Origin of the sequence: Enterococcus sp. DIV0170 (assembly GCF_051710765.1) — a bacterium.
GTDB lineage: Bacteria > Bacillota > Bacilli > Lactobacillales > Enterococcaceae > Enterococcus_A > Enterococcus_A raffinosus.
On sequence record NZ_JBIOLG010000002.1, the window covers coordinates 939,317 to 961,970 of the forward strand.

Consider the following 22,654-nt stretch of genomic DNA (forward strand, 5'->3'; position numbering starts at 1 on the left):
ACGGCCACTCACCTTCAACTTTTTTCTAACATTGCTAGCATTCATAAAAATCAACCACACCGATAATTTCCGTATCCATCAACGAGGGAACGAGCTCCGGCGTTTGAATGATTGCTCTTGCCTTCAGATAGTAATAAATAAAACTGCTTGAGGTACTCAGCATCAAACTGATCAAAAAAATTCCCGCAAATACCTTCGTCAAACGAGGAGACCGCATTGTTTCAAAAGACTGCGCAGACAACAGAAAGACATTCCGCGGCAGCTGACTCTGTTCAACGATCTCTGGATACTTTTCACTCAAGCGAATCGCCAGTTCTTTGCTTTTTTCTGGTTGATCGGCGGTCACACTGACTTTGAATATTTGTGAATTGATGCTGTTGGTCACCGTCAAGGACTGACTAATAGTCTCTCTACTTAAATGCGGCAACTCCTTTTGCAGCGCTTCTATCACAGCATCGCTTTTGATCATTTCCTTGTAGGTCTCCACTAACTTGATATTGCTTGCCACCGCTTTGTTTTCTATCTCTTGCTGGTCGTTATTCGCCAGCGACTCTGCCTCGCGTTGCTCTGTTGCAGGCAGCAGGAAGGATACCTGTGTGCTGTATTTAAAGCCTTTCATGTAAAATCCCATACTTCCCAGTACAGCAAAAAGTACGGTCAGTACGATAAGCGCCTTCTTACGCAACCAAAGAAAGTAAAGAAAGTCCTTAAATGAATACATGACGTACTCCTTTCATCCACGAGATAATGAGTCGTAAAGACTCTCCCAATTCGCAATATACGCATCCAGCGAAAACTGCGCCTCGATTTTTTGTTTCGCCTGTTCCGACAGCTCTTTACGTAGCTTGTCGTCTGAGAAAAAAGAAAGCAGTCGCTCTTCCATTTCATCAATAGCTCCTGGCACTACCAGAAAGCCATTCTCTCTATCCGTGATTACCTGACTGATCCCCCCAACATCCGTTGCCAGGTTGGGGATTCCAGCGGCCATTGTTTCTAAGACTGCCATCGGAATTCCTTCATGGTACGAAGGAAGGAGATGTAGACCGCAATCCTTTAAAAGCTCCTGTTGATCACTAGTCCAGCCATGGATTTCTGCATTCGTACAGCCCGATTCTTCTAATCGCCGAAGAATTGCTGGGGTCGTTTGATCACTGTCTCCGTATAGATGGAAACGAACCTTAGGCAATTGCTCTTGTATTCGCTTAGCGAGCGTAATAATGTCGTGACTGCCTTTTCTTTCGCATACACGTCCGAAGGTTAGAATATTCATTGATTGCGGGTGATAGCTGCTCTTTTCTGGTACGAAAACCGCATTATTTATCACGATCACTGTTGTTGTCGTTAGTGTGCGATAATAACTAGCCCATTCCTCTCCCAAAGCGACAATGATATCCACTTTGTCTAGCACCCTGCGGATATAGTTCTTTTGTTTTGTAGAGGCTTTTTCGTAAAATTGATCAAAATTAGGCGCGTGCATATGAAAAATCGTTTTAGTCTCCTTTTTCACTGCCCTCAGCAGCAGTGCTTTGCGATAGAAACTCGCGTCCTGAGAAACATGAAAATGAACGATCGCTAGCTTTTGTGTATGAGCGGCAATGAGTAATTGTTGAAAGGATCGCAACGCGTATCGAAGCTTGTGTTTTTCATTCCATGAAAATACGTATTGAAGTTGCCAGTTATGATCCGTAGGAAAATACTGACGGAAATTTCGGATTACTGTAGAAATTCCACCTTTGCCGGTACTTTCCGGACCTATCATGATTATCTTTGCCATCCCTGCTCCTTTTTTATCACTTGGATCAGCATGCACATAAAACCGAATACCGTTGCCGATAGTGCGGAGAAAAATACATGTCCCACCAAGAAACTGTAAATGATTGTAAAAATTAATAAGAATACACAGAACTTATCGGCACCGTGATACACAGCCAGTTTCAAGAAATAGCCCACCACAGCGATCAGAAGGAACGTTCCAATAATTCCATAAGAGAAAAACATATCGAAGAAGTCCATTTCTATCAGACCACCCTTTCTTCCATACCAATCCCAGCGATTCTCAAAACCGGCTCCGAACAAAAAGAGGTACTGATTTTTCGGTGCCTGTAAGAAGTTATCCATCGCATCCTTCAGATACACATTTCTAGAACTAAGCAGCAGCCTCGGCCAATCATCCTGATAAAGCGTGCGAAAGTAAGCGAACCGCGCGATTACACCTGATAAGGCGGTCAATAAAAATTCTTTTCCCTTCATTAAAAGAAGAAAGAGCCCCAGTAACAGAAATTCAAAAACAAAAAACTGAGCAACTAAGGAACGGCTCCGATAACGAGAAAGAAAATAAAAAATCAAATAGAAGGTATAAAGGACACCTGTCAACAGACCCGACTTTGTTCCTAAGATCAGCAGGCAATACATGTTCAAGAAATACAAAGCCAATAATATTCCGGCTGGAATCAAGCATTTTTCATGATGGATGAGAAACCATCCAACAAAGAAGAGCAAGATCAAAAACGCAAAGGCAATGTCATTTGTCGCGAAATAGAACCCCTTAAAGCCAGCCGTATCGTCATAAGTGCTGTTTCCTAGCCCAAGAAAGTAAGGAATAATTAATCCTCCAATCAAAAATAAATCTAAAAAAACTGTTACCTTCGATAGCTTTCTAATAGACAAATAATCAATGTATTGATTCGCAAAAAACGGAATCAATAGACACAATGAAAAACGAATCACATAGGACAATTCCTCGATAAGTAATGAAAAACTCGTTTTGAAATACACCGTCTGAACGATACAAAGAAGGATCAGCAAGAAAATGGAAATCAGTAGTAATAGATAGTCACCTGTGCGCTTCACCCCTTTTGACAAAGCGCCATAGAGAATATAAGCAATAAAAAGAACTCGATAGGCTGTTCCTAGCGGGATATTGTGTCCATACGAGATAAAAACGCCGTTAAAAATATCTATTAAAGGAAAGATGATGATCATTATTAAAAAAATATGGATTTTAATCCGGTCAACCAATATATTCCTCCTCTGTCTGGGTATTAATAAAATCGTTTTTTTCGTTAAACGAAACACAATTAATGTTAATTCAATTAATAAATAAGCAAACATCTTTTTTTGTTAATAAATTACCTATTTTTGACTGATTAAAAGGGGTCTCAAAGTATAAAATAGATAAATATCAATCAAAAAATAAACATATTATAATTTTGATATTTTTTAATCGTTTATTCGAATTTATATTCATTATCATTTGATTACTTATCCCCTTCTTAAGAAAATTAATTGTGGGTATGTTGGAAGGAGTAAAAATAAAAGATGTTTCTAATTAATCAAATCGCTGATCTTTTTGACAAAGAAACGGTGACAAAAATAAAAATCATCTATTTGTTGAAAGAAAAGAAAACGTGGGTGTCGATTGATGAGCTGACCTCACAGTTAGAGATCAATCAACGAACAATCACAAAATATTTAACGTTTATTGAAGAAGATATTGATACATTCTCTTCAAACAAAGAAGTTGTGCTGAAGAGCCATAGTAAGAAAGGATATTTTTTGTACTATGATTTTGAGCCGGTTTTAGAAGATCTGGTCTTTCGTATCATTGAGGAAACAATCAATTATCAGTTATTAACGAAAATATTTTTCTCAAAAATTCCTTCGATCATACAGTTTTCTCATAAGTACTACGTAAGCGAATCTTCCTTATGGCGCATGATCAATAAATTCAGAAAGAATTTGCTACCCATTGGTATTTCTATCGAACGGAGATCCCTAGAATTGATTGGTGATGAAATTCAAATTCGTCGATTGAGTTTTGTGTTGCTGCAAAATTCTTATACACGGGGAAAATGGTTATACGGAAGTACGACAAAAATGGTGACAGAAAAACTGATGGAACGACTTGTCACCTTCTTCCATCTATGTTTATCAGATTTTGATTACAAGAATCTTTTCTGTATGATTGCGGTAAGCATTGAACGGACGAAACAAAAAAAGCACCTTCGTCTATCGAAGGAGCTGTGGGAAAATATCGAAAACAATGAATTGTTCGATCATTTTTTTTATGAAATGAGAGAGGTTTCACCCAAGGATTTTTATGATCGTGAAGAAATTGGGTTTCTCTTTTTATATGTTTTTACTATGGATGAAGTCTTTAACGACACATACATCCGAAAGAATTTTATTGCCTTTCATCACGAAAAAAAGACCCAGCTCTTTCAGTCGGTGGAAATGTTTAAACAGCTATGGTTTGAGGAACAGAACCTGTTTCTCTCAAAAGATGACCTGATCATTGTTGATAAAAGTCTCTATAGTGCACACCTGTACTGCCAATTATTCTACAATGATAAACAGCCAAATACTAAATCTGAAGATTCTTATTGGCAATCAAGCGAATACATATCTTTTCATCTGAAAAGTTTAGTCAAAGATTTCATACAATTACTGTACAACAAAACGAATTTTAATCTTTTCAGAGAAAGAAATTATCTTTTGTCTATTTATCCATTGTTGATTGAAACTGTCACACCACTCCAAAAGGTAGAAGAACCCTTACAAGTTTTTTTAGTCTCTGATTTATCAAATCTCGAAGAATACCAATTGATTAAAATGATCGAGAACGAATTCCGAGGGCGGTTTAAACTAGAAATCTATACCCATCATGATAGCCTGTGTGAAACGAGTTCTTTGGATTTGATCCTTTCTACTAGAAAAACATTTCTGCCGGAACGTCCACTATTGCCTAATATCGTCATTCCAAGAGAACCATCCAAACTTGATTTTCATACGTTGGAAATCAAGCTGCGAGACATTTATGCCAGAAAAAACCAGCAACCGACTCTTCCTTCACTGAACCATGTACCAGCAAACAATCCAAAATCAACCTATTAACATTTGTTAGAAACATCTCTGCAGCTTTTTGAAAAGAAAGTGCAGAGATGTTTTCTCACTCAAGCCAATGAACTTAATGGAAAAACCAGCTTTTTTTCACTTCTTGAAAAACGGGTCGCCGCACTGGATCCCCATTTAATAAATCCTTTGTCATTTGCTGCATCTCCTCCAGATAGCCAGTCCCAAAACATTCTTCGATCTCTTGATACGCTTCTTTCAAATAAAAACCACGCTGGTGGACACTATGCGCATCTGAGGCAAGCATATACACAAGTCGATTTTCCAGCATCAGCTTCGCCGTCCGTTGAATCTTTTTACCAAAAAAACCGATAATACTGGGAGCCGTCACCTGTGTCAAAGCCCCCATCTCTAAGTAGGGAATCAAACGATTCGGCTCCTTTGCAAAAACCACATTTCTCTCTGGATGAACAATCACAGGAATATGTCCCTGTTCAATCAGCCGAAGAAATAATTTTTCTGCGTAGGCGGGAACCTCTATTGTAGGAAATTCAATCAACAAATAGTGATTCGTCAAATCCGTAAATAAAATATTTCCATGATGAATCTCTTCTAATAAGTCCCCCGTTAGTCGTACCTCCTGCCCTTCAAAAAGAGTCAGCTTTAGGTTTCGCTGATCCAGTTCCTGCTGCAGCTTTTGAACGGCTGATATCACTGTAGAGGCGGGATTTTTGTATCGGCCATTATTGTGATGCGGGGTACATAATATATGTGTAATCCCCTGTCGTATAGCTTCATGGGCCATGGCTAGACTTTCCTCCAACGACTGAGGGCCATCATCAACACCAGGGAGAATATGACAATGCAAATCAATCACACGTATTCCTCCAAACAAATTAACTTCTCTATGAATAGAAAATTGACAATGACGCATCCCTTACTACACCAAAATGCTATCAACGCCTTGAGCATTGTCAATTCCTATCAAGTTTTTTTCTTTCGTTTGATTCTACCAAATACGCTTAAAAATGCCGCATCAAAAAATGTTGTTTTTGTGAAAAAAATTCTTGTGGGAAAGTCTCGTTCAGAATACTATCAGCCTAGGAGAAAATTGGTAAACAACCACTGTAAATACATCTAAATCTGTCAGAATGGAGCCCCTCTCTTTATGCAACCACTCCAAAAAGAACCGGAAGATATTTAATACATTGAGTTCTGACAAAAAAATCTGTCGTGCTCTCACTCTCTTCTTCATGGACGCAGGGCCCTTGAGATTAATTTAATGGGAAATCATTATTTTGGAATACTGAAGCGCTTTAGTTATTTGTACCGAAAAAATAGTATCCTAATTGAGCATTGCGGAACAAGTGAACGCTCGCATTCTTTGCTATGCTTTTCTTATTAAAACTAACTGAAATGAGGAAAACTTATGGCAAGAATTGCAGAGATTGTGATTAAGCAACTACCAAAGCAGCACATGCTGACTATTCGACGAACCATCAACTTTTTCGAGGAATACGCCGATTTTATGGGGGAAACGATCCGTACAATTCTTCAACACATCGAGGAAAATGAGGCGTGGCCCAGCAGTGGGCCGATCGTCTGCTTTCATAACATGGATCTAGAAAATTTAGCTGTAGAGATTGGCTTTGTGACGCCACGACCGCTTGAACCAAGTAACGCTGTTCAATCCGTGACACTGCCAATTCGCAAGGTAGCATTGACAATTGATTGCGGACCTTATGAAGAGCAGGACCCTACTCTGGAGGCACTCATGAAGTGGATTCCTGAACATGGCTTTGAAGCCTGTGGTGGAATTTATTATCATTACTTAAATGGCGAAGACCAGCCAGAACAGGAATATCTTACTGAGATGTTTCTTCCAATAAAAAGTTCGTAAAATTCTTATATTAAATCGTGAATCACTCTTTTTTAGTAGGAGTGATTTTTTTAATGCTTCAACATCCAAAAGATTGCATTCCAAACTGTTGACAAAATAAATCTACAGATATATTATATCTACAGATAAATTTAATCTATAGATTTATCCTAATAAGAAATTCAATGATACAAGAGGCGATTATTATGAAACGTAAAAAGAAATTTTTGATTTATGCAGTAGTTTTCTTTTTGACCCTTATTCCGATCCTTTATTCCGGTTTATTTTTAGGTGCTCTAATGGACCCTTATGGAAAAGTCGATCAGCTTCCTGTTGCCTTGGTAAAGGAAAATGACAATCCGATATACAACAAGCTGGTCGAGAGCAAGCTGTTTGATTATAAGGAAGAAAATGCTAGTAAAGCGAAAAAAGATCTAGACAAAGGAAACGTGTATGCGATCATCACTTTTGATGAGGGCTTTACAAATAAACTAACTGCCTTTCCGGTCACTCAACAGCAGCCGACGATGACCTTGACCACATCGGAGGGCCTAAACTACTCTGCCGCCAAATTAATTGTGACAACAACTGAGCAATTTGTTTCCAAAGTCAATGCGGGCCTTTCCGCCCAAATGATCAGCCAGCTAAACGCGAAGCAAGTTCCGACGAATATAGCCAGCGTCATTCATTTAGAACATAAGGATATTCATCCAGTGAAAAACAATGGTGAAGGGATGGCACCCTACATCTTCTCTTTGACCCTATTTGTCGGCGGGATTTTTACGAACCAGTTCATTATGAGAGCATTGACGAAGAAAAAGGAAAAATATCGTATTTACTGGCGAGAACAGTTTCTATACCCGATGGTGATCGCTCTACTGCAGCTGATCTTTTTGCTACTGATCAATGCGCTGTTCATTCACATCTCGATCACAAAACCTTTGGACTTCGCACTATTTTCAGTCGTCGTTGCGGCAGCATTTTACAGCATTATCGTTGCCTTTAACAAGCTGGTTCCAGGTGTCGGAAGCTTTATCGTCTTGCTATTGACTATGATGCAGACCTCCTCATCTGGAGGAAGCTACCCTATTCTATTGTCTTCACCCATTTTCCGTACGATCCATCGATTCATTCCCATGACTTATAGTGTCAATGGGTTTAGAAATTTGATCAGCTTAGACAATTCAAAGATCTTTTTAGACTACGCCGCACTGAGTCTATTTATCGTGATCGGTCAAATCGGGATTTATTTCAGCTATCGAATTCATGAAAAGAAAAAAGCAGCGTAGCAAAAGAGCCAATCATGTGATGAATCTTCAACACATGATTGGCTCTTTTCTTTACAACAACGTCGCGATATAAAGCAAGACAGCAGAAACAATTAAGAGGATGACAAATATTTTGGACCCAACCTTCAACCATTTAGAGAAATTGATCTCCGCTATGGCTAAACCTGCCAGCAACACTCCGCCAGTCGGTGAAATCAAATTCATCAGCCCGTTGCCAAATTGATTACTCAAAACTACGACATCACGATTAATATGAACCAAATCTGCTAGCGGTGCCATAACCGGCATCGTCAACGCTGCGGCTCCCGAGGAGGATGGAACAAAGAACGTAACGATGACTTGCGCAATCAATAAAATCGCTGAGAACATAAATTTCGGTAGTCCGCCTAAAAGATTCGCCAAACAATTCAAAATCGTATCAATAATCATTCCGTTCTCCAAAATGACTAGCACACCTCGAGCCAAACCAATAATTACTGCCGCATAAGCAAAATCCGCACAGCCTTCGACAAATGCCTCGGCGATCTCTTTCTGATTAAACCTAGCGACAAGCCCGGCATAAAGACCCATTCCTACAAACAATGCTGAGATTTCAACCATATACCAGCCTTGCGCGATGATGCCCCAAATCATGATCATCAACCCAATAATGAAGCCGCCAATGATCCATTTATCACTCGTACTAAATGGTTTGTCCACTTCAAAATTTTGAAACTTGTGCTTAACCTTTTGGTCATTTTTATAAACAATAGAGGATTCTGGATTGGCCTTGACTTTTTTCGCATAATGCATGGTAAATAGGATAGAAATAAGTGTGATTACCGCCCAGCAGACTACTCGATAGACCAAAAGAGGATTCCCGTGTACATCGGCTACTCCTTGAGCAATCAGTACGTTGAATGGATTTATCGTCGATCCAATGTACCCCGCCTGCGTTCCTAAAAATAGAATAAGAATTGCCGTCATTGAGTCAAAGCCTAAAGAAAACATCAGGGAAACGAAGACCGCAAATAGCGGAATAACCTCTTCACTCATCCCAAAGGTCGATCCTCCTAAGCTAAAGAGGATCATAGATAAAGGGATAACTAAAATTCCTTTATCTCCTAAAGATTGTGCCAATGTAAATAATCCACGGTCTACGGCACCCGTTTTTAAAATGATTCCAAAAGCGCCACCTACAATTAAAACAAACGCAACTACTTCAACCGCATTGATTACTCCCGCTGCAGGGGCTTCTAACACAGCGCTAATCCCTTGTCCGTAGCCCGCTTTATCAATCTGATGATACGTACCGGGTACGACCGTTGTTTTTTCCATCCCATTAATCGTTTCAACAACCGTCTTAAATTGCCCGCTTGGAATAAACCACGTAAGTAACGCTGCAATAATAATTAAGAGAAATATCAATGTATAGCTATGGGGAAATACAAACTTTTTTCTTTTTAATTCCATTTCTTCCGCACTCCTTATATCGTATCATAACGTTATGTCACAAATTAGTCTTTTTTATACACAATCTCACCATCGATGCAGGTCATGATTGTTTCTGCTGCCGCAACCTCATTAAAATCCTCAGTCGTAAGGTCTTGGTCAAAAATAGCAAATGTGGCCGATTTCCCTGCTTGCAGAACACCATAGTCTAATACACCGTTTGCTACAAACCCATTTTTCGTAAAGCTTTTTAATATTTCTAGCGCTGACACGCCATTTTCCTTTTTCCACGTTTCAGCTCCTGTTGGAAAACGACGGAAGCAGGCGCGAAGAATGGATTCTGGCAGATTCGTAATGAATAACGGCAAATCTGTTCCGCTAGTCAGTAGAATGTCCGCCTCATGCAAAAGCCGATAATTGAAAAAAGCTTCGTCCTCACCAAGAAGAACCTCTGGCATATAAGCCTCCTGATAAGAAGGGTTCAATCCTAAAATTTGAGGATAGATTTCCGCAGCGATGTTTCCTTCAGACATTTCTTTAGTCATATCCGCTGTAATCATCTCTAAATCACTGATTGAGTTATACACGCCTTTCGGTAAGCGCTTTCCAAATTGGTTAAGTATTTTCGCGGCTTCGACTCCTGCGCGATCCCCTTCTGTAGTCAAACAACAAGGAACTGATCGTTCATTCCATTTTTCTACTTCATTTGCTAATGCTGGATAATCAATTGTTGGGCCCTTCTTCCCCGAGGCATAGGACCCAGTGATGTCCCCTGTTTCATCTGCGACGACACCATCCACCATCATCTTGACTCCTCCAAAGCGAACCTTCTCTGGAAAATGCTCGGTTTGATAGCTTTGAACTAAAGCGGTCGAGATCGGCTCTTCCACTGATTGAAGGTAGAAGGTCGTCATCAGCTTTCTATAACTCACGTTATTTAAAAAATCAGCAGTATCAAAGACGATTTCCTTGATTGAGACGACTCCTCTCGAAAGCAGCAGCTCCTCGAATTCATGGTACACTGCTTGTACCAATGCCTGATTCGCTAACATTTCTTTGATTAAGCGGAAACGACTTTCCGCACTTGTTTCCGTTTCTTGAAAACCGTAACGATCTTTCGCCTTCTGATTCATCCAGCAATAGGACCGATCCTTCGCGATAGCAGTTATCGGTCCTGGATAGTTCAGACGATCCAATGTTTCTTGACTTGGAAGTGTTCCCCAATCCTGCGGTGCCCAACCATAGGCATAAACAGGCTGTCCATGTTTTTTATCAAGCTCATTTTGAAGCATCTGCAGTGCTTCATTTTCAGAGCTTGTCTTTTCTAAGTTTACTCCTGCATGCATACTTAAATATCCACTAAAAAACACATGGTTATCGTGCAAGCCCGGCATCACAAAAGAATTATCATACTTTAGAACGGTAGTCTCTTCATCTACTAGATGCTGATAATCCCAGCCGCTCTGTACTTCTTCAATCGTCTCCCCCTTAAAAGCAACATAGCCTTTAAAAGGAAGGTTTTCGCCATCGAAAATGGCGTTGGAACGGAGAATTTTACGCAATTTTTTCACTCCTAATTACGGAGAGCCTACAAGCTGAATTTATACACTTCGCCTAAATAATACTGATGGCCAACATGGATAGGCTGATGATTTTGGTCATTTATCAACGTGTTCACATAAAAGAAGGGCGTACCGATCCCTACCTCCATAACCTTAGCTAATTGGTCATCTGCGATTGCCAGCTCAAGGATCGTTTCACCTGGATTGATCGCCAAAATATCCTCCTCAGCCAATAACTGATACAGTGATCCTGTCAAATCAGCTGTCAACAATGACTCAAAACGCTGCTTATCAAAGTAATTATTCTCCAATAGGATGGGCGTGCCATCAGCCATACGCTTCCGTTTTGTATAGATGACGTCATCACCAACATTGATCTGGAGTTTCTTAGCCAGTTCGGCAGTCGCGGGAATAATCTTTCGTTCTAAGAGCTGATTGCTCGGGGTGAATCCATTCGCGCGGCAACTTTCACTGAAGCCAATTACATATTCGATTTTTCGGAAGACCTTGTGTTGATTGACAAAGGTTCCCTTTCCCTGCTTTTTGATCAAATAGCCCTCTTTCACCAGTTCTTGAATGGCCTTGCGAACAGTGATCCTGCTGACAGAATAGACTTCTGTCAATTCCGGCTCTGGCGGAATTTTCTCATTTTCCTTGTACTCTCCGCTACTTATTTTATTTTTTATGATTTCCTCTAATTGCTTATATAAAGGCACCTGTGCTTCTGCATCTAACATACATTGATCCTCACTTCTTTGGATTATCTCTCTTTTGTTAGAGTATCAAATGCCCTTTGATAAAACAAGCTACTCGTAAGAAACACCATAGCCGAAAGAGCCTTCCACCATGCAAGATTCTCCCGCAAATTCATTACCCTTTTTCATCGCAGAAGCAATATCCTCACCGCTTAAGTAATGGATCAGGAAAGCTGTTAGGAAAGAATCCCCTGCTGCCATCGTATCTACCGGTTCTCTCAAAACAGGATTCACTTCATAATAATGCTGACCATCATAGCCAATGGCTGCTTTGTCTCCTCTAGTGGCGATCAATACCTCATTGCTAGGAGTAAAATATTTTTTCAAGAAGGCCTTCGTCTCATCCTCTGACAAATGACTCACTGAAAAGAATCCAAAATTCACTTTATCAATCGCTCGCAGGATCTCCTCCTCAGAAAAATCATCCGAGAAATCATAGGAGACTTTCCCTGGTAGATCGATTAATTCTTCCAATAAATGATTGACATGACTATATAACCCCATGTGAATCAAGGCAAACTGCTCTAAATAGCTACGATCCGCTTGTGTAAGCTGGATTGGATGTTCACGCGTGACACCGCCTTCATTACTCCCTAAAAATATTCGATCGCCCTCTTTTATCTCTACACGGGCACAACCATTTTCACCTGACTCAAAGCGGGAGTGACTATATTCGATACCTAAATCTTCAAGCGCAGATAATACGTGCTTTCCTTCTGCATCCGATCCGAAAACACCCATGAAGCTGCTGTCTTGGCCAAGCTTTTTGGCAAAGACAGCAAAATTCAACGCATTTCCACCAGGATACATGATTTTAAGGTTTACATATTTATCAACAACATTATCTCCTAAACCTAAAACATTCATGCTGCTTCCTCCTAGTAATCAACTTTTCCCATATAACGTCGAACATCTAAATCGTGATTCCGATTATCAGCCAATGCAGAACGATATTCTGACAATACGCTGTAAAACAGAATTGGATTGAAGAACTCGGAAACTTCATCTGGGATTAAATCTAATCCTAATTCTTTTGCATCAACAATTTCAACTTTTTCCGCATATTTATCTAGAAAAACTTTTGCTCGCTCATCTAGCACACGCGTACGTCCTTGACTCATTAATAAAATGAACATTGTATCCTTGTCCGTTACTTCAAATGGACCATGGAAAAACTCTCCCGAATGAACCGAGGTCGAATCCAACCACTGCATCTCCATCAATGAACAAATCGAAAAACCATAGGCATGACCATAGCTAGGTCCGCTACCTAAAATGTAATACATTTTTTCTTCTTGGTACTTATCCGCAAAAACCTTCACCCGATCCTGAACCTGTTGCTTCGCATTATCTACTACTGTATCAATGATTGTCATTCCTTCACGAAATTTATCAAACGCCTTATAGCCCTCAGTCCCATGAAGCAATGAGACTGTCAAATCCAAGATAATCGCCATCGGATTGTTTTGAACCTGTGCATCACCACCCCATTCATATAGGAAGCTGTAATCAGAAACCTTTAATAGCTCCGCCTTCTTATTATGCGTGAGACCAATCGTGTGAGCTCCTCTTTTTTGTGCAACCTCTCCTGCTTTTACCGTTTCTCCTGTGTTTCCACCATGTGAGCAAAGAATTACGACAGATTTTTCATCTAATCGCTTAGGCACTACTTGTACAAATTCATTTGCAGTATAAAGACCTGTAACTGCCTTCGAAGCTTCAGATTTCATGAAATAGTCCGCAACATACATATCAACCAGCGAACCACCACAAGCTACGAAATAAATGCCCGATAATTCTCCCCCATTCTTCTCGATGATCTCATTTACAACTTTTTTTACGTCCACCAAAATTCCTCCTTTTTTATATAACGTTATATGACGTTATATCTATGAACCTCATTTTAGATTCTCTCAAACAAAAAGTCAACAAGTTTTTAAAAACGTTTTCTAAAAACAAAAAAAGATTGCTCTATTGGGCAATCGTCACCCAAAATGAACAACCTTTTTTAATCATCTTGCTGATCGTTTCGCTTTTTACCTATCCATTACAACAGGTAGCTCTTCCAAAGAAGCTTCGACTTCAATCAATTAAGTCGAAGCAACTCCTGTAGCTTTTCTTGTGCCGCATGATCTTCTGAGATTTGAAAATCTACATCTGGCGTATACGTTCCTTGCCTTCCATCATCGTCGTACTCACCAAAGCCTGTATTCGTACTTACTGGTGTGCCATTACCTGTCTTCAATTCATAGACCACACCGTTATCCCCTAGTAAATACTTGTTGACGGGACGAGTAAAATCCATTTTTACAGAGTAGTTCGCCGCGAAAGAATCCGCAAATAATTCTTGCTTGCCGACGCCGCCATCCTTTGCCGTGTAAAAAATGCAGCCTCCAATCGCATGGATAGGAAACGCACTTAGTCCAGGCATGTTATTGTTTTGAACTTGAACCTGCCCATCAGGGGTATTCGCATACCAGTCACCGTGTCCAGCTGCCCCGTGATCAAAGAACCAATCACTCACCGCCATATTTCCTATTGCCGCACGTTGTCCTGCCCATTCAAGAAAAGCCTGATTGATTTGATCTTTTTGCGCATCGCTCAATTGAACTCTTCTATTGTTAACAGGATTCGTTTGTTCAGTACTTTGCGCCTCTTCTGTATCAGAAGAGCGAGCAACTCGCGTTTTTGAAGTAGAAGACATGCTATCGGATGTCGCCGTTACCTTGATTTCAACAGAACTTTCCGAAGCGCTCTTATCCTTAACCGCCGTTGAGCTACAACCGGACAATAAAAACACTGAACAGAGTCCAAAGGCGAGAAAGCTATTTATTTTCATTATAATTCCCCCAATACAAAAGCCTCTGGCTCAATTCTAGCACTAAATTCATTAAAAAAAAGAAACCTTTAGTTAGAAAACGATTGATCTTTCTCATGCGCATGCTTCGGTCTAAAGAAAAATCTCACGATCGAATGATTGCTACTAACAGTTAATGCATCCGTAGGGAGCAACGTTAAAATAAAAAAGAATAGCCCGATCGCGTAATTTAGATAGACAAAAATAATGTCCGCTCCAGATCGATAAGAAAAATAGACAAGAGCTATATTAAGAAGAAAATCCATCGCAGCCAATAAACCTGATACTAATGAAACGATCCATAATACGAAAAAGCCTCGACCCTTTAATCCAACATCCCGACAGCGTCTTGTGAGCAACGCCAAACTCGGGACAAAAAAGAACAGGAAGTAAATCACTAGTACAACGAGCATCATCGTCATTATATTGTTCGTAACATATAGAATAACTTGCTCCTCATCTACGTTTCGAAGGATCATATCGATCATACTCGCGAATTGATACACACTAACAGGAATGAATAACAGGGATAAAATAAGATACCCCACCATAACCCACCAATATCCCGCCCGCGTTGTTCGACCTTTAAAATCAAAATAACCAACAAAAAAATCCTTAATTGCTGTTGGGAAACTTACATAACTTGCACGCTTTTTAATCTTTATCACTATGTTAACTCCTTTGATGTTTTGACGACGGAAGTTTGATCATGTCAATATACATATTCTGTCGTCGTTAATACTAAATGTAACTGTTGCTTTGATCGACATGAGTGATTATTGATGGAGGGGATTCCTCCTTCGCTGAACAGCCACTTAAAGTAGCAAACAACACTAATAAAATGAATACGGATTTCTTCATTCATAAACCTCCAGCTATTTTCATTCTCTTCAACCTAATCGTATCCAATCAGGCAAAATCTACTCAATAGAAATCATTATCACCTGCAATTAGTAGAGCTGCTTATATAAAGAATCAGAGTTCAATTTCTTATCTTGAAACCAAACTCTGACTTGCTTCTCTATTTAAATCAAAAAATTATTTCAGGGAGTATTATCACCAAATAGAAAGTAAACAAGACAAACTATTGCGATTATAACAACCACAATCATAATGGCCCTTTTGCCATTCCTTTGCGCAGATCTATCTTCTTTCACCTCTAACGCCACAGCTAAACTTTCAATCTCCTGCTCACTAAATTCATTGTTTACCCGTAGTAAATTGATTTTTTCTGGATCAATAGTTGTCATCCCAGACAGCTCTTCATTCGAAATATCCGAATGTTGAAGGGCCTGTTTTACATTCATAAATTTTTTATTTTTTGGAGCGATTAAAAAAGAGTAATAGACATACAGCACTAAACTGAAAACTCCAATGACAAATATAGAATTTCCAAAAAAGGTCAGTGATACTCCCAAAAGTGCGGCAAGTGAAACGAAACCGATGGAAATGATTTTATTCTTATTCAAATTTTTAACTCCTTTTATTTAGTTATTTTACTTAAGTTATCTATGCTTACCTTTCCAAACTTACTTCACTCAATTACTGAAATAAATTTTTAGAAAGACAGAGAAAAGGTGTCGGTATTTCTTATAACACTGACGCCTTTTCTAAATGCCAATCATATGCAGTATCTACTTGTACGACTCCGATTAAAAATAGTAACACTTGTGCTACTTCTCTTTCCAAAAGAAAGATGTATCTTCCATTTTTACTTCTTCAACTAAAATATTTTTACAGACTATAGTCATCGTCATTATTGACAAATCAAGAGAGCATTTAATAAAATCATCTGTTCCTCCAGATTTCTCGATCGAGCGTTTAACAGACTCGTTCGTTTCTACATATTTCTCTAGAGATATATCTTGACCATAGTATCCAGAAGATGGTCCTACATTTTTAACTTTGAAATCTCCTCGCCAATTCGCATCCGTTTCATAGTTTAATTTATAGCAGGAAGTAAAACTGATTCTGTAGCAAGCACCTTTATCTTTTTCGATGTACAAAAAAATTTCATCTCCAAAGTATTTGATTTCTAAATCAAGAATTAATAAATCCCAATAGCCTGTTTCTTCAATCTTTTTTTGAATCTCATTAATGTCCATTATATTTCTCCCTTTACTTATTTTTCCAAGGTATATGTCCACTAGGGTCTTTTGTTCCTACAGTATTACCTGCTTTATTCAGTGAATTTCCCTTATCATCATATATATGCATATGTTCGTATTTCGTCACTTTATCAGCCGGATCAATTCGAACTCTCATCTGCCCACTTGAATCTTTTATATGCACTCGACCATTATTTTCAAATAGTTTCCATCCGTCAGGAAGGTTATTGCGCATTTCCTCTAAAGACATCTTGTTAATCTCTTCTGGTGTCCTCTTATCGATTGTTTTTGATCCCTTACCTCCACTGCTATTTCCGCCAGAACCACCAGGATCTTTTTCATACAAACCTATTACTACTCCGCCAGTACCAAGAACTCCCGTAAAGCCTTTCATAGATACTGTGCTACCTACAGCCATTGTCGCAACACCATCGCCTAAATATAATGTAGTAAGACCTTTAGGAATGGTAAACTGCGGAGATAACATAATCGCCAATAGAACTGCAAAAGGCAATCCCCGCCTTAACATTTCTTTTTTTATATCTGTATTGTGCAAAGAATTGACATATTGTTTAGCCCCCTTAGGACTCATCAAGATTCCCTGACCACCAGGTCCTCCCATGGAACATAATACAGATCAGCTTTATTCGCTGGACCAAATAATCTTTCTAAGTCTTCTCTCTCTTTCTCTTTAGATGTTTGAGCTTTCTTGGCTTTTGGAGCTGTTTTACAGAATTTTGTCCACCTTTCCTTCATTGATTTATTCCCGGCTAAATCATAGGAATAAGCATAGTTTGCCAGTTCCTTTTTCTTATTCTTATCAGAAACGGTCATCTGAGTCACTTGACCAAGGCTGTCATACTCATATTTTTGCACGACAGTCTTGCCTTCTTGTGTGATCACTTCTTCAGAAACGAAATTGTCGGCATCATTTTTCAAAAACAGTTTATTTTGTACAGCATTGTTAAAACTAAAAATAAATTACAATAATTATTATTAACCAATATAAAAATATCATATTTAGATAAAAAAGAGAATTTATTATTAAAAAACGATTCTAAAATATCTTAAACGGTTATAAAACAACCCTGAACGGTAGTTTTTCTTGTATACAAAGAGCTTTTTTACCTTTCAATTGTTCTGGTGAAGAACTCCGTTACAACAAAAAAAGCCCAATCATCCGTTAAGACGATTGAACTTTAGTCAGAACAATCAGCAGCTGGTGTGCTCCATTCCTTTTCTAAGTAATATTAATAGGCAGTATTCGCCAATTTTGTTTGCTTAAGAACATTCTGATTTTTTCGTCAAATCAGCTGCCGTTTTCTATGGAATAGCTAGGTCGATCAACAATTACATTTTTCTCTGACCAATCGTTTCCTGCTCCTTTTCCAGAAATTCCTTGAACCAATAAAAGCTTTTTTTAGGGACACGTCTCATATCGCGTAAATCATGGTTGCCTCGGTTTACATAGACCATGCCGTATCGTTTTTCCATATCGCCTTTAGAGCTTGGCAAGTCAATTAATCCCCACCCGAGATAGCCTAACACTTCACAGCCATCGATAGCCATGGCATCCTTCATCGCTTGGATGTGGGTCTCATGGTAGTAAATTCGATAGTCATCCTGAATTTGAGTCCTGCCATCCCATTCTTCCTTCGTCCCTATACCATTTTCGACTGGAAAAATCGGTACATGGTATTTTTGGTACATCCTATTTATGATGTCTCTAAATCCAAGAGGATCAATGCTCAGCTGCCATTCATTATTTGAAACAAATGGGTTTTCAACCTCACCAAATGTTAAATAATAATTGGGTGCCACATCTGACGGGATGTTTTTATGACTGATCGATCCTGTGCAATAGTAACTGAAGGCTAAGTAATCACTAGTGACTTTTTCTATTTCTGCGAGTTCTTCTTCTGAGATTTCTAGGTTCATTCGTTGCTTCTCGAAAGTCCTTACCTGTCTAGAATAGCCACGTCCGCAAAAGGCGTCTAATAGGTTTTGATTGATAAACTCGTCCCATTCTCTTGCGACTAGAATATCTTTGGGATCATTGGTTGCTGGATAGATATTCGAATAGGCTAACATTCCTCCGATTTCACCATCTGTCGTCTCATGGATGTAATTCGCAAGCCTAGCATGAGCGACCATCACATTATGAGCAATTTGATGGATATTTTCGGCAGTATCTTCTGTAGTTAAAGTACCTCCATACAATAGTGCTAACGGAGTGGCGTATAAGTTTTGTTCATTAAAGGTGACCCAATACTTCACTTTTCCTTTATAGCGATCGATCACTTTTTTCCCATATTCAACAAACGCCTCTACGACATGTTTACTCATGAAGCCTTCATAGTTCTGCGCTAAGTGCAGCGGCATATCGAAGTGGTATAAGCACAGCATTGGTTCGATGCCCCGTGCCAGCATCGCGTCGATGTATCGATCATAAAACAATAATCCTTCCTCATTGAAGGTCCCGTCTCCCATCGGATTGATCCGTGACCAAGAGGTTTGGAAACGATAGAAGTTCATTCCCATTTCCTTCATTAAATCAAGGTCCTCTTCGTAGCGATGATACCGATCAATCCCGTGCTTCCAGTCGGATGTCTGCTCACCCGCCTCGCGTATATCATACACTGAGGGCCCTTTTCCCCCTTCATTCCAAGCACCTTCTGTCTGCATACTTGATGAAGAGTCGCCCCAGTAAAATTTCTTTTCTACCATTCTCTCATTCCCATCTTGAATCATTCTCTCTGTTCTCCTCGGTTTCTTTTCTTATTAAAGAACCTAGGAAGCTGAAGTCTCCGCGCTTGCACGAGCCACTCGTTCACTGATCTTCAGGAAAGGCAAATAGAAGAAGATCAAGGCGACGATGATGACTGCTTGAACAAGAATCGCCCGCCAATCCCCGGCTGTTGCTAAAAAGCCGCTGATAAATGGTGGCGTCGTCCACGGTATCGTGACCACACACGGATTGACCAATCCGGCAGCAGTCGCCAGATATCCGATAACGGTTCCAACAATGGGTGATAAAATAAAGGGAATGATCATCGGTAAGTTAAACACGATCGGCAACCCAAAGATCACAGGTTCATTGATATTGAAAAGATTGGGCCCTAAAGCTAATTTCGACAAATCCTTGTATGCTCGATACCGGCTAAATAGTAGGATCGCTATTACCAGGGCAATCGTTGAACCGGTCCCGCCCATTAAAGCGCCATAAACTTGGTGAAAGGCTGAATTGATAATGTGTGGCGCGTGTTGTCCCGCAGCTGCCGCGTCCATATTTTCATTCATATTCACCATCAACAATGGATCTAGAATCGGTCCTGTAACCACCGATTGATGGATACCAAAAGAAAACAGCAGGTTTCCAAGACAAACTAGGAACAAGTAACCAAATAAAGAGGTCCCTACACCACGCAATGGCTCTTGAATAAATCGTTCAATGATTGACATAAAATCATTACCGGTCAACTGAATCAAAAACGAAGCAAAGGCAAAAAGTGACACAACAATGATCAACGGAATCATCGTATTAAATGATTTTCCGACTGCTGGTGGAACATTGTCCCCTAAATTGATTTTTAATTTTTTCGATTGCGTCAGGCGAATATACAGTTCCGTTGCTAATAATCCAGTGATGATGGCGGCAAAGACACCCTTTGAGCCAATATTACCGTAACTAATGACGCCATTAATCTTCACAGCGGTCTCGGAATCTATCGGCGTAGTCTCGATCATGATTGGCAGTAATGTCAAAAATGCTGGAACAACCGCGATAATGACACCGATTGGATTCTCGTAGTCTCGATTTTTCGCTAAGAAATAGCCGATCGCGATCACCAAGATGATCCCTGTAATATTCAATGTAGCATTCGTAACGATGTTTCCCCAATTTTGCGCTGTCGCCATCGTATCTGCATTGATCAAGCCTTTGAACCAACCAGTCGGGTCCAACACAACAGAATTAATTAAAATGGCAATCCCGGCCAAAATGAATAATGGCATGATCGTAGCAAAGGAATCGCGTAAAGTTCTCAAATAAACTTGGTCTCCAATTTTCTGCGCTGTCAAAACAAATTTCCCCATCAAAGCTTCTCTTTTTTGCTTTTTATCCTCATTCATTCGTTTCCCTCCAAATTTATTTAAAGCTACGCGCTAACTTTATCTGAATAATACCACCTGCAAACGTTTTTGTAAACACTTATTTAAATTTGTGTATACTAATTTTTAAAAATAAAAAAGAATGTACCTAATACATAAGTACATTCCTCTGGATTCTTAGTTTATATCCGCGACTATTTTCCCTGATGTATAGGGGTATCGTGTCTTAGATAAATCAAAGGGCGTTCCGTCATCAAAAAACACGACCTGATTCGTTTCAAGTATTGGTTCTCCTACTTCGATATTGAACTCTGCACTGTCTAGTTCATTCGCCTTCGAAGCAATGATCACACGCTGCGCCGCGCTAATAACAAAGCCCAATTCATCTCTAATATAATTATAAATAGAGCCCATTAAAATTTCTTCATCCAAGTCTCTTACATACTTCAAAGGCATGACAGAAGTCTCGATACTCTTCGCTTCATCCTTTACATATCTGACACGTTTAATATCATAGACAGGATCTGTATGCTTTATTTTCAAGGATTCTGATTCATAGGCTGTGGGAAAGCGCACTTCGAAACGAATAATTTTACTTGTGACCTCTTCACCCTCCTGAAGAGAAGTCCCAAACACGCTATTAATTTGAGTAACATCTTTATTGTTCTGTTTGATATTCGTTCGGACATAGGTCCCAGAGCCACGTCTCGTATACAGCAACCCTTCATCGATCAGCAGCTGGATCGCTTTTCGAACAGTTACCCGACTGGTTTGATACATCTTCGCTAGCGTTTCTTGATCTGGCAGCAACTCGCCTTCTTTATACTCGCCTTCCACGATTTTTTTCTTTAGAGCAATGGCAATCTCTTTGTATTTAGGCATATCCACAGGCCTCCTGAAATTTGTATATACTTATATAGTAATAGATTACACATAAAATGTAAACCTCCTATACAAATAAACAAAATGTGGACTATGACTAATACCACTGCCTCTATAGCAAAACCAGTCTTATAAGCTGTGTAACTAGCTTATAAGACTGGTGTAGCCATTTTATTGTTTTATAACTTTCCCAGAATCCTTTAGATGCCCAGCAACGTTGGCTTTTAATTGATCAAACTCGACAGAACTCGTCGTAATCGTAAGAAGCAGTGATACCGCTTCTTCTCTGCTAAACGTCGTCTTATACCCATTCATCATGAAAAATGTCATCATTGCTACAAGTGCGGTTCGTTTATTCGCGTTTTGAAAAGGATGTCTTTTCGCAAGATTGATCGACAAGATAGCAGCCTTGTCATAAATGCTTGGGTAAAGCTCCTCACCAAAAACAATCTGCTTCGGTTGCTCCACAGTCCTATCCAGCGCGGGCGCATCTCCGACACCAATCATTTCTCCTTTTGATGTCTTTGTAATTAATTTTGCATTGATTTTAACAATATCTCGTACCGTTAAATAATTCATAGCTCAATTAAATCCTTAATCGCATCTTCATATTGATCCATCACAGCATCCACGATCGAATCAATATCAACCTTCTCTTCTGCCTTTACGATCTTCACTGTCCCATCTTCTAAAAAGATATAGCTGATTGCGCCACCAGTTTCAACACCTAGACGCTCTTTCACCTCGGCAGGAATTGTAGTCACATCACTATTACCTGATCTTCTGATTTTATAGCTCTTTTCTCCCACAATGTTTACCTCCATTTTGTATATACTTTTTGCCAATATATACAAAAGCAGAGTATTCACTTTTGAAATCGCATCATAAAAAAACGTCTCAAGAAAGACTTCAACTTTCTTGAGACGTAAT

General features: G+C 39.5%; 23 protein-coding genes. 3 read left to right on the plus strand and 20 right to left on the minus strand.

The window, feature by feature from the left end; all coding sequences use genetic code 11:
- Positions 1-34: 34 nt before the first annotated feature.
- Genes IGI50_RS20030 through IGI50_RS20040 form a run of 3 tightly spaced genes read right to left on the minus strand, consistent with a single transcriptional unit; the run spans position 35 to position 3,018 of the window.
- Positions 35-721: a YveK family protein gene (locus IGI50_RS20030; RefSeq protein ID WP_438778283.1), complete on the minus strand. Its 687-nt coding sequence runs from the start codon at positions 719-721 to the stop codon at positions 35-37.
- A 12-nt stretch (positions 722-733) separates the two neighbouring features.
- On the minus strand, positions 734-1,774 hold the full coding sequence (locus IGI50_RS20035) for a glycosyltransferase family 4 protein (protein ID WP_438778284.1): 1,041 nt from the start codon (positions 1,772-1,774) through the stop codon (positions 734-736).
- On the minus strand, positions 1,762-3,018 hold the full coding sequence (locus IGI50_RS20040) for an O-antigen ligase family protein (RefSeq protein ID WP_438778285.1): 1,257 nt from the start codon (positions 3,016-3,018) through the stop codon (positions 1,762-1,764). The genes IGI50_RS20035 and IGI50_RS20040 overlap by 13 nt, the downstream gene beginning before the upstream one ends.
- A gap of 300 nt (positions 3,019-3,318) precedes the next feature.
- Here IGI50_RS20040 and IGI50_RS20045 point away from each other — a divergent pair, with 300 nt between their 5' ends.
- A complete protein-coding gene (locus IGI50_RS20045; RefSeq protein ID WP_438778286.1) occupies positions 3,319-4,893 on the plus strand; it encodes a helix-turn-helix domain-containing protein in 1,575 nt (524 codons plus the stop codon).
- Positions 4,894-4,966: 73 nt separating this feature from the next.
- Here IGI50_RS20045 and IGI50_RS20050 read toward each other — a convergent pair whose 3' ends face one another.
- Entirely contained in the window at positions 4,967-5,728 is a 762-nt protein-coding gene (locus IGI50_RS20050; RefSeq protein WP_060789218.1) for a tyrosine-protein phosphatase, read from the minus strand.
- A 552-nt stretch (positions 5,729-6,280) separates the two neighbouring features.
- On the opposite strand from IGI50_RS20050, the gene IGI50_RS20055 reads away from it, so the two are divergent.
- Together IGI50_RS20055 and IGI50_RS20060 are read left to right on the plus strand one after the other, a co-directional pair.
- Entirely contained in the window at positions 6,281-6,751 is a 471-nt protein-coding gene (locus IGI50_RS20055) for a GyrI-like domain-containing protein (RefSeq protein WP_438778287.1), read from the plus strand.
- Positions 6,752-6,936: 185 nt separating this feature from the next.
- Positions 6,937-8,019: a YhgE/Pip domain-containing protein gene (locus IGI50_RS20060; RefSeq protein ID WP_438778288.1), complete on the plus strand. Its 1,083-nt coding sequence runs from the start codon at positions 6,937-6,939 to the stop codon at positions 8,017-8,019.
- Between the two features lie 51 nt (positions 8,020-8,070).
- Here the strand turns inward: IGI50_RS20060 and IGI50_RS20065 are convergent, their stop codons facing one another.
- The 16 genes from IGI50_RS20065 to IGI50_RS20140 all read right to left on the minus strand — a co-directional run bounded on the left by IGI50_RS20065 (position 8,071) and on the right by IGI50_RS20140 (position 22,548).
- Positions 8,071-9,471 carry a YfcC family protein gene (locus tag IGI50_RS20065; protein WP_028020228.1) on the minus strand — a complete coding sequence of 467 codons (1,401 nt, stop codon included), beginning with the start codon at positions 9,469-9,471 and terminating at the stop codon, positions 8,071-8,073.
- Positions 9,472-9,515: 44 nt separating this feature from the next.
- The gene (locus IGI50_RS20070) at positions 9,516-11,012 is read right to left on the minus strand and encodes an amidohydrolase family protein (RefSeq protein WP_438778289.1); all 1,497 of its coding nucleotides are present in this window, start codon (positions 11,010-11,012) and stop codon (positions 9,516-9,518) included.
- A 26-nt stretch (positions 11,013-11,038) separates the two neighbouring features.
- Positions 11,039-11,749, minus strand: coding sequence for a GntR family transcriptional regulator (locus IGI50_RS20075; protein WP_028020226.1), 711 nt, complete (start codon positions 11,747-11,749; stop codon positions 11,039-11,041).
- Positions 11,750-11,818: 69 nt separating this feature from the next.
- A complete protein-coding gene (locus tag IGI50_RS20080) occupies positions 11,819-12,634 on the minus strand; it encodes a fructoselysine 6-kinase (protein ID WP_438778290.1) in 816 nt (271 codons plus the stop codon).
- 11 nt (positions 12,635-12,645) lie between these two features.
- Positions 12,646-13,614, minus strand: a complete 969-nt coding sequence (locus IGI50_RS20085) for an SIS domain-containing protein (RefSeq protein ID WP_438778291.1) — start codon at positions 13,612-13,614, stop codon at positions 12,646-12,648.
- Positions 13,615-13,853: 239 nt separating this feature from the next.
- Positions 13,854-14,606, minus strand: coding sequence for a hypothetical protein (locus IGI50_RS20090; RefSeq protein WP_438778292.1), 753 nt, complete (start codon positions 14,604-14,606; stop codon positions 13,854-13,856).
- A gap of 68 nt (positions 14,607-14,674) precedes the next feature.
- The gene (locus tag IGI50_RS20095; RefSeq protein WP_438778293.1) at positions 14,675-15,292 is read right to left on the minus strand and encodes a DUF805 domain-containing protein; all 618 of its coding nucleotides are present in this window, start codon (positions 15,290-15,292) and stop codon (positions 14,675-14,677) included.
- A 375-nt stretch (positions 15,293-15,667) separates the two neighbouring features.
- Entirely contained in the window at positions 15,668-16,093 is a 426-nt protein-coding gene (locus tag IGI50_RS20100) for a hypothetical protein (RefSeq protein ID WP_438778294.1), read from the minus strand.
- A 204-nt stretch (positions 16,094-16,297) separates the two neighbouring features.
- Positions 16,298-16,729 (minus strand): hypothetical protein, encoded by a 432-nt coding sequence (locus IGI50_RS20105; protein WP_438778295.1) that lies wholly within the window; start codon positions 16,727-16,729, stop codon positions 16,298-16,300.
- Between the two features lie 13 nt (positions 16,730-16,742).
- Complete coding sequence (locus IGI50_RS20110) at positions 16,743-17,327, minus strand: hypothetical protein (protein WP_438778296.1); 585 nt, start codon at positions 17,325-17,327, stop codon at positions 16,743-16,745.
- Positions 17,324-17,635 carry a hypothetical protein gene (locus IGI50_RS20115; protein WP_438778297.1) on the minus strand — a complete coding sequence of 104 codons (312 nt, stop codon included), beginning with the start codon at positions 17,633-17,635 and terminating at the stop codon, positions 17,324-17,326. The genes IGI50_RS20110 and IGI50_RS20115 overlap by 4 nt, the downstream gene beginning before the upstream one ends.
- 447 nt (positions 17,636-18,082) lie before the next feature.
- Positions 18,083-19,483, minus strand: coding sequence for a glycoside hydrolase family 1 protein (locus IGI50_RS20120; RefSeq protein WP_438778298.1), 1,401 nt, complete (start codon positions 19,481-19,483; stop codon positions 18,083-18,085).
- Positions 19,484-19,522: 39 nt separating this feature from the next.
- Positions 19,523-20,863 (minus strand): PTS sugar transporter subunit IIC, encoded by a 1,341-nt coding sequence (locus IGI50_RS20125; protein ID WP_438778299.1) that lies wholly within the window; start codon positions 20,861-20,863, stop codon positions 19,523-19,525.
- A 156-nt stretch (positions 20,864-21,019) separates the two neighbouring features.
- Complete coding sequence (locus IGI50_RS20130; protein ID WP_060789234.1) at positions 21,020-21,724, minus strand: GntR family transcriptional regulator; 705 nt, start codon at positions 21,722-21,724, stop codon at positions 21,020-21,022.
- Between the two features lie 171 nt (positions 21,725-21,895).
- The gene (locus IGI50_RS20135; protein ID WP_438778301.1) at positions 21,896-22,303 is read right to left on the minus strand and encodes a type II toxin-antitoxin system death-on-curing family toxin; all 408 of its coding nucleotides are present in this window, start codon (positions 22,301-22,303) and stop codon (positions 21,896-21,898) included.
- Entirely contained in the window at positions 22,300-22,548 is a 249-nt protein-coding gene (locus IGI50_RS20140) for an addiction module antitoxin (RefSeq protein WP_035019385.1), read from the minus strand. The genes IGI50_RS20135 and IGI50_RS20140 overlap by 4 nt, the downstream gene beginning before the upstream one ends.
- Positions 22,549-22,654: the final 106 nt, after the last annotated feature.

What these genes read in the sequence shown, in the direction of transcription:
- IGI50_RS20030 (WP_438778283.1), bottom strand. Translation starts at nt 721, where the DNA reads ATGTATTCATTTAAGGACTTTCTTTACTTTCTTTGGTTGCGTAAGAAG.
- IGI50_RS20035 (WP_438778284.1), bottom strand. Translation starts at nt 1,774, where the DNA reads ATGGCAAAGATAATCATGATAGGTCCGGAAAGTACCGGCAAAGGTGGA.
- IGI50_RS20045 (WP_438778286.1), top strand. Translation starts at nt 3,319, where the DNA reads ATGTTTCTAATTAATCAAATCGCTGATCTTTTTGACAAAGAAACGGTG.
- IGI50_RS20055 (WP_438778287.1), top strand. Translation starts at nt 6,281, where the DNA reads ATGGCAAGAATTGCAGAGATTGTGATTAAGCAACTACCAAAGCAGCAC.
- IGI50_RS20060 (WP_438778288.1), top strand. Translation starts at nt 6,937, where the DNA reads ATGAAACGTAAAAAGAAATTTTTGATTTATGCAGTAGTTTTCTTTTTG.
- IGI50_RS20065 (WP_028020228.1), bottom strand. Translation starts at nt 9,471, where the DNA reads ATGGAATTAAAAAGAAAAAAGTTTGTATTTCCCCATAGCTATACATTG.
- IGI50_RS20075 (WP_028020226.1), bottom strand. Translation starts at nt 11,749, where the DNA reads ATGTTAGATGCAGAAGCACAGGTGCCTTTATATAAGCAATTAGAGGAA.
- IGI50_RS20080 (WP_438778290.1), bottom strand. Translation starts at nt 12,634, where the DNA reads ATGAATGTTTTAGGTTTAGGAGATAATGTTGTTGATAAATATGTAAAC.
- IGI50_RS20090 (WP_438778292.1), bottom strand. Translation starts at nt 14,606, where the DNA reads ATGAAAATAAATAGCTTTCTCGCCTTTGGACTCTGTTCAGTGTTTTTA.
- IGI50_RS20105 (WP_438778295.1), bottom strand. Translation starts at nt 16,729, where the DNA reads ATGGACATTAATGAGATTCAAAAAAAGATTGAAGAAACAGGCTATTGG.
- IGI50_RS20120 (WP_438778298.1), bottom strand. Translation starts at nt 19,483, where the DNA reads ATGATTCAAGATGGGAATGAGAGAATGGTAGAAAAGAAATTTTACTGG.
- IGI50_RS20125 (WP_438778299.1), bottom strand. Translation starts at nt 20,863, where the DNA reads ATGAATGAGGATAAAAAGCAAAAAAGAGAAGCTTTGATGGGGAAATTT.
- IGI50_RS20130 (WP_060789234.1), bottom strand. Translation starts at nt 21,724, where the DNA reads ATGCCTAAATACAAAGAGATTGCCATTGCTCTAAAGAAAAAAATCGTG.
- IGI50_RS20135 (WP_438778301.1), bottom strand. Translation starts at nt 22,303, where the DNA reads ATGAATTATTTAACGGTACGAGATATTGTTAAAATCAATGCAAAATTA.
- IGI50_RS20140 (WP_035019385.1), bottom strand. Translation starts at nt 22,548, where the DNA reads ATGGAGGTAAACATTGTGGGAGAAAAGAGCTATAAAATCAGAAGATCA.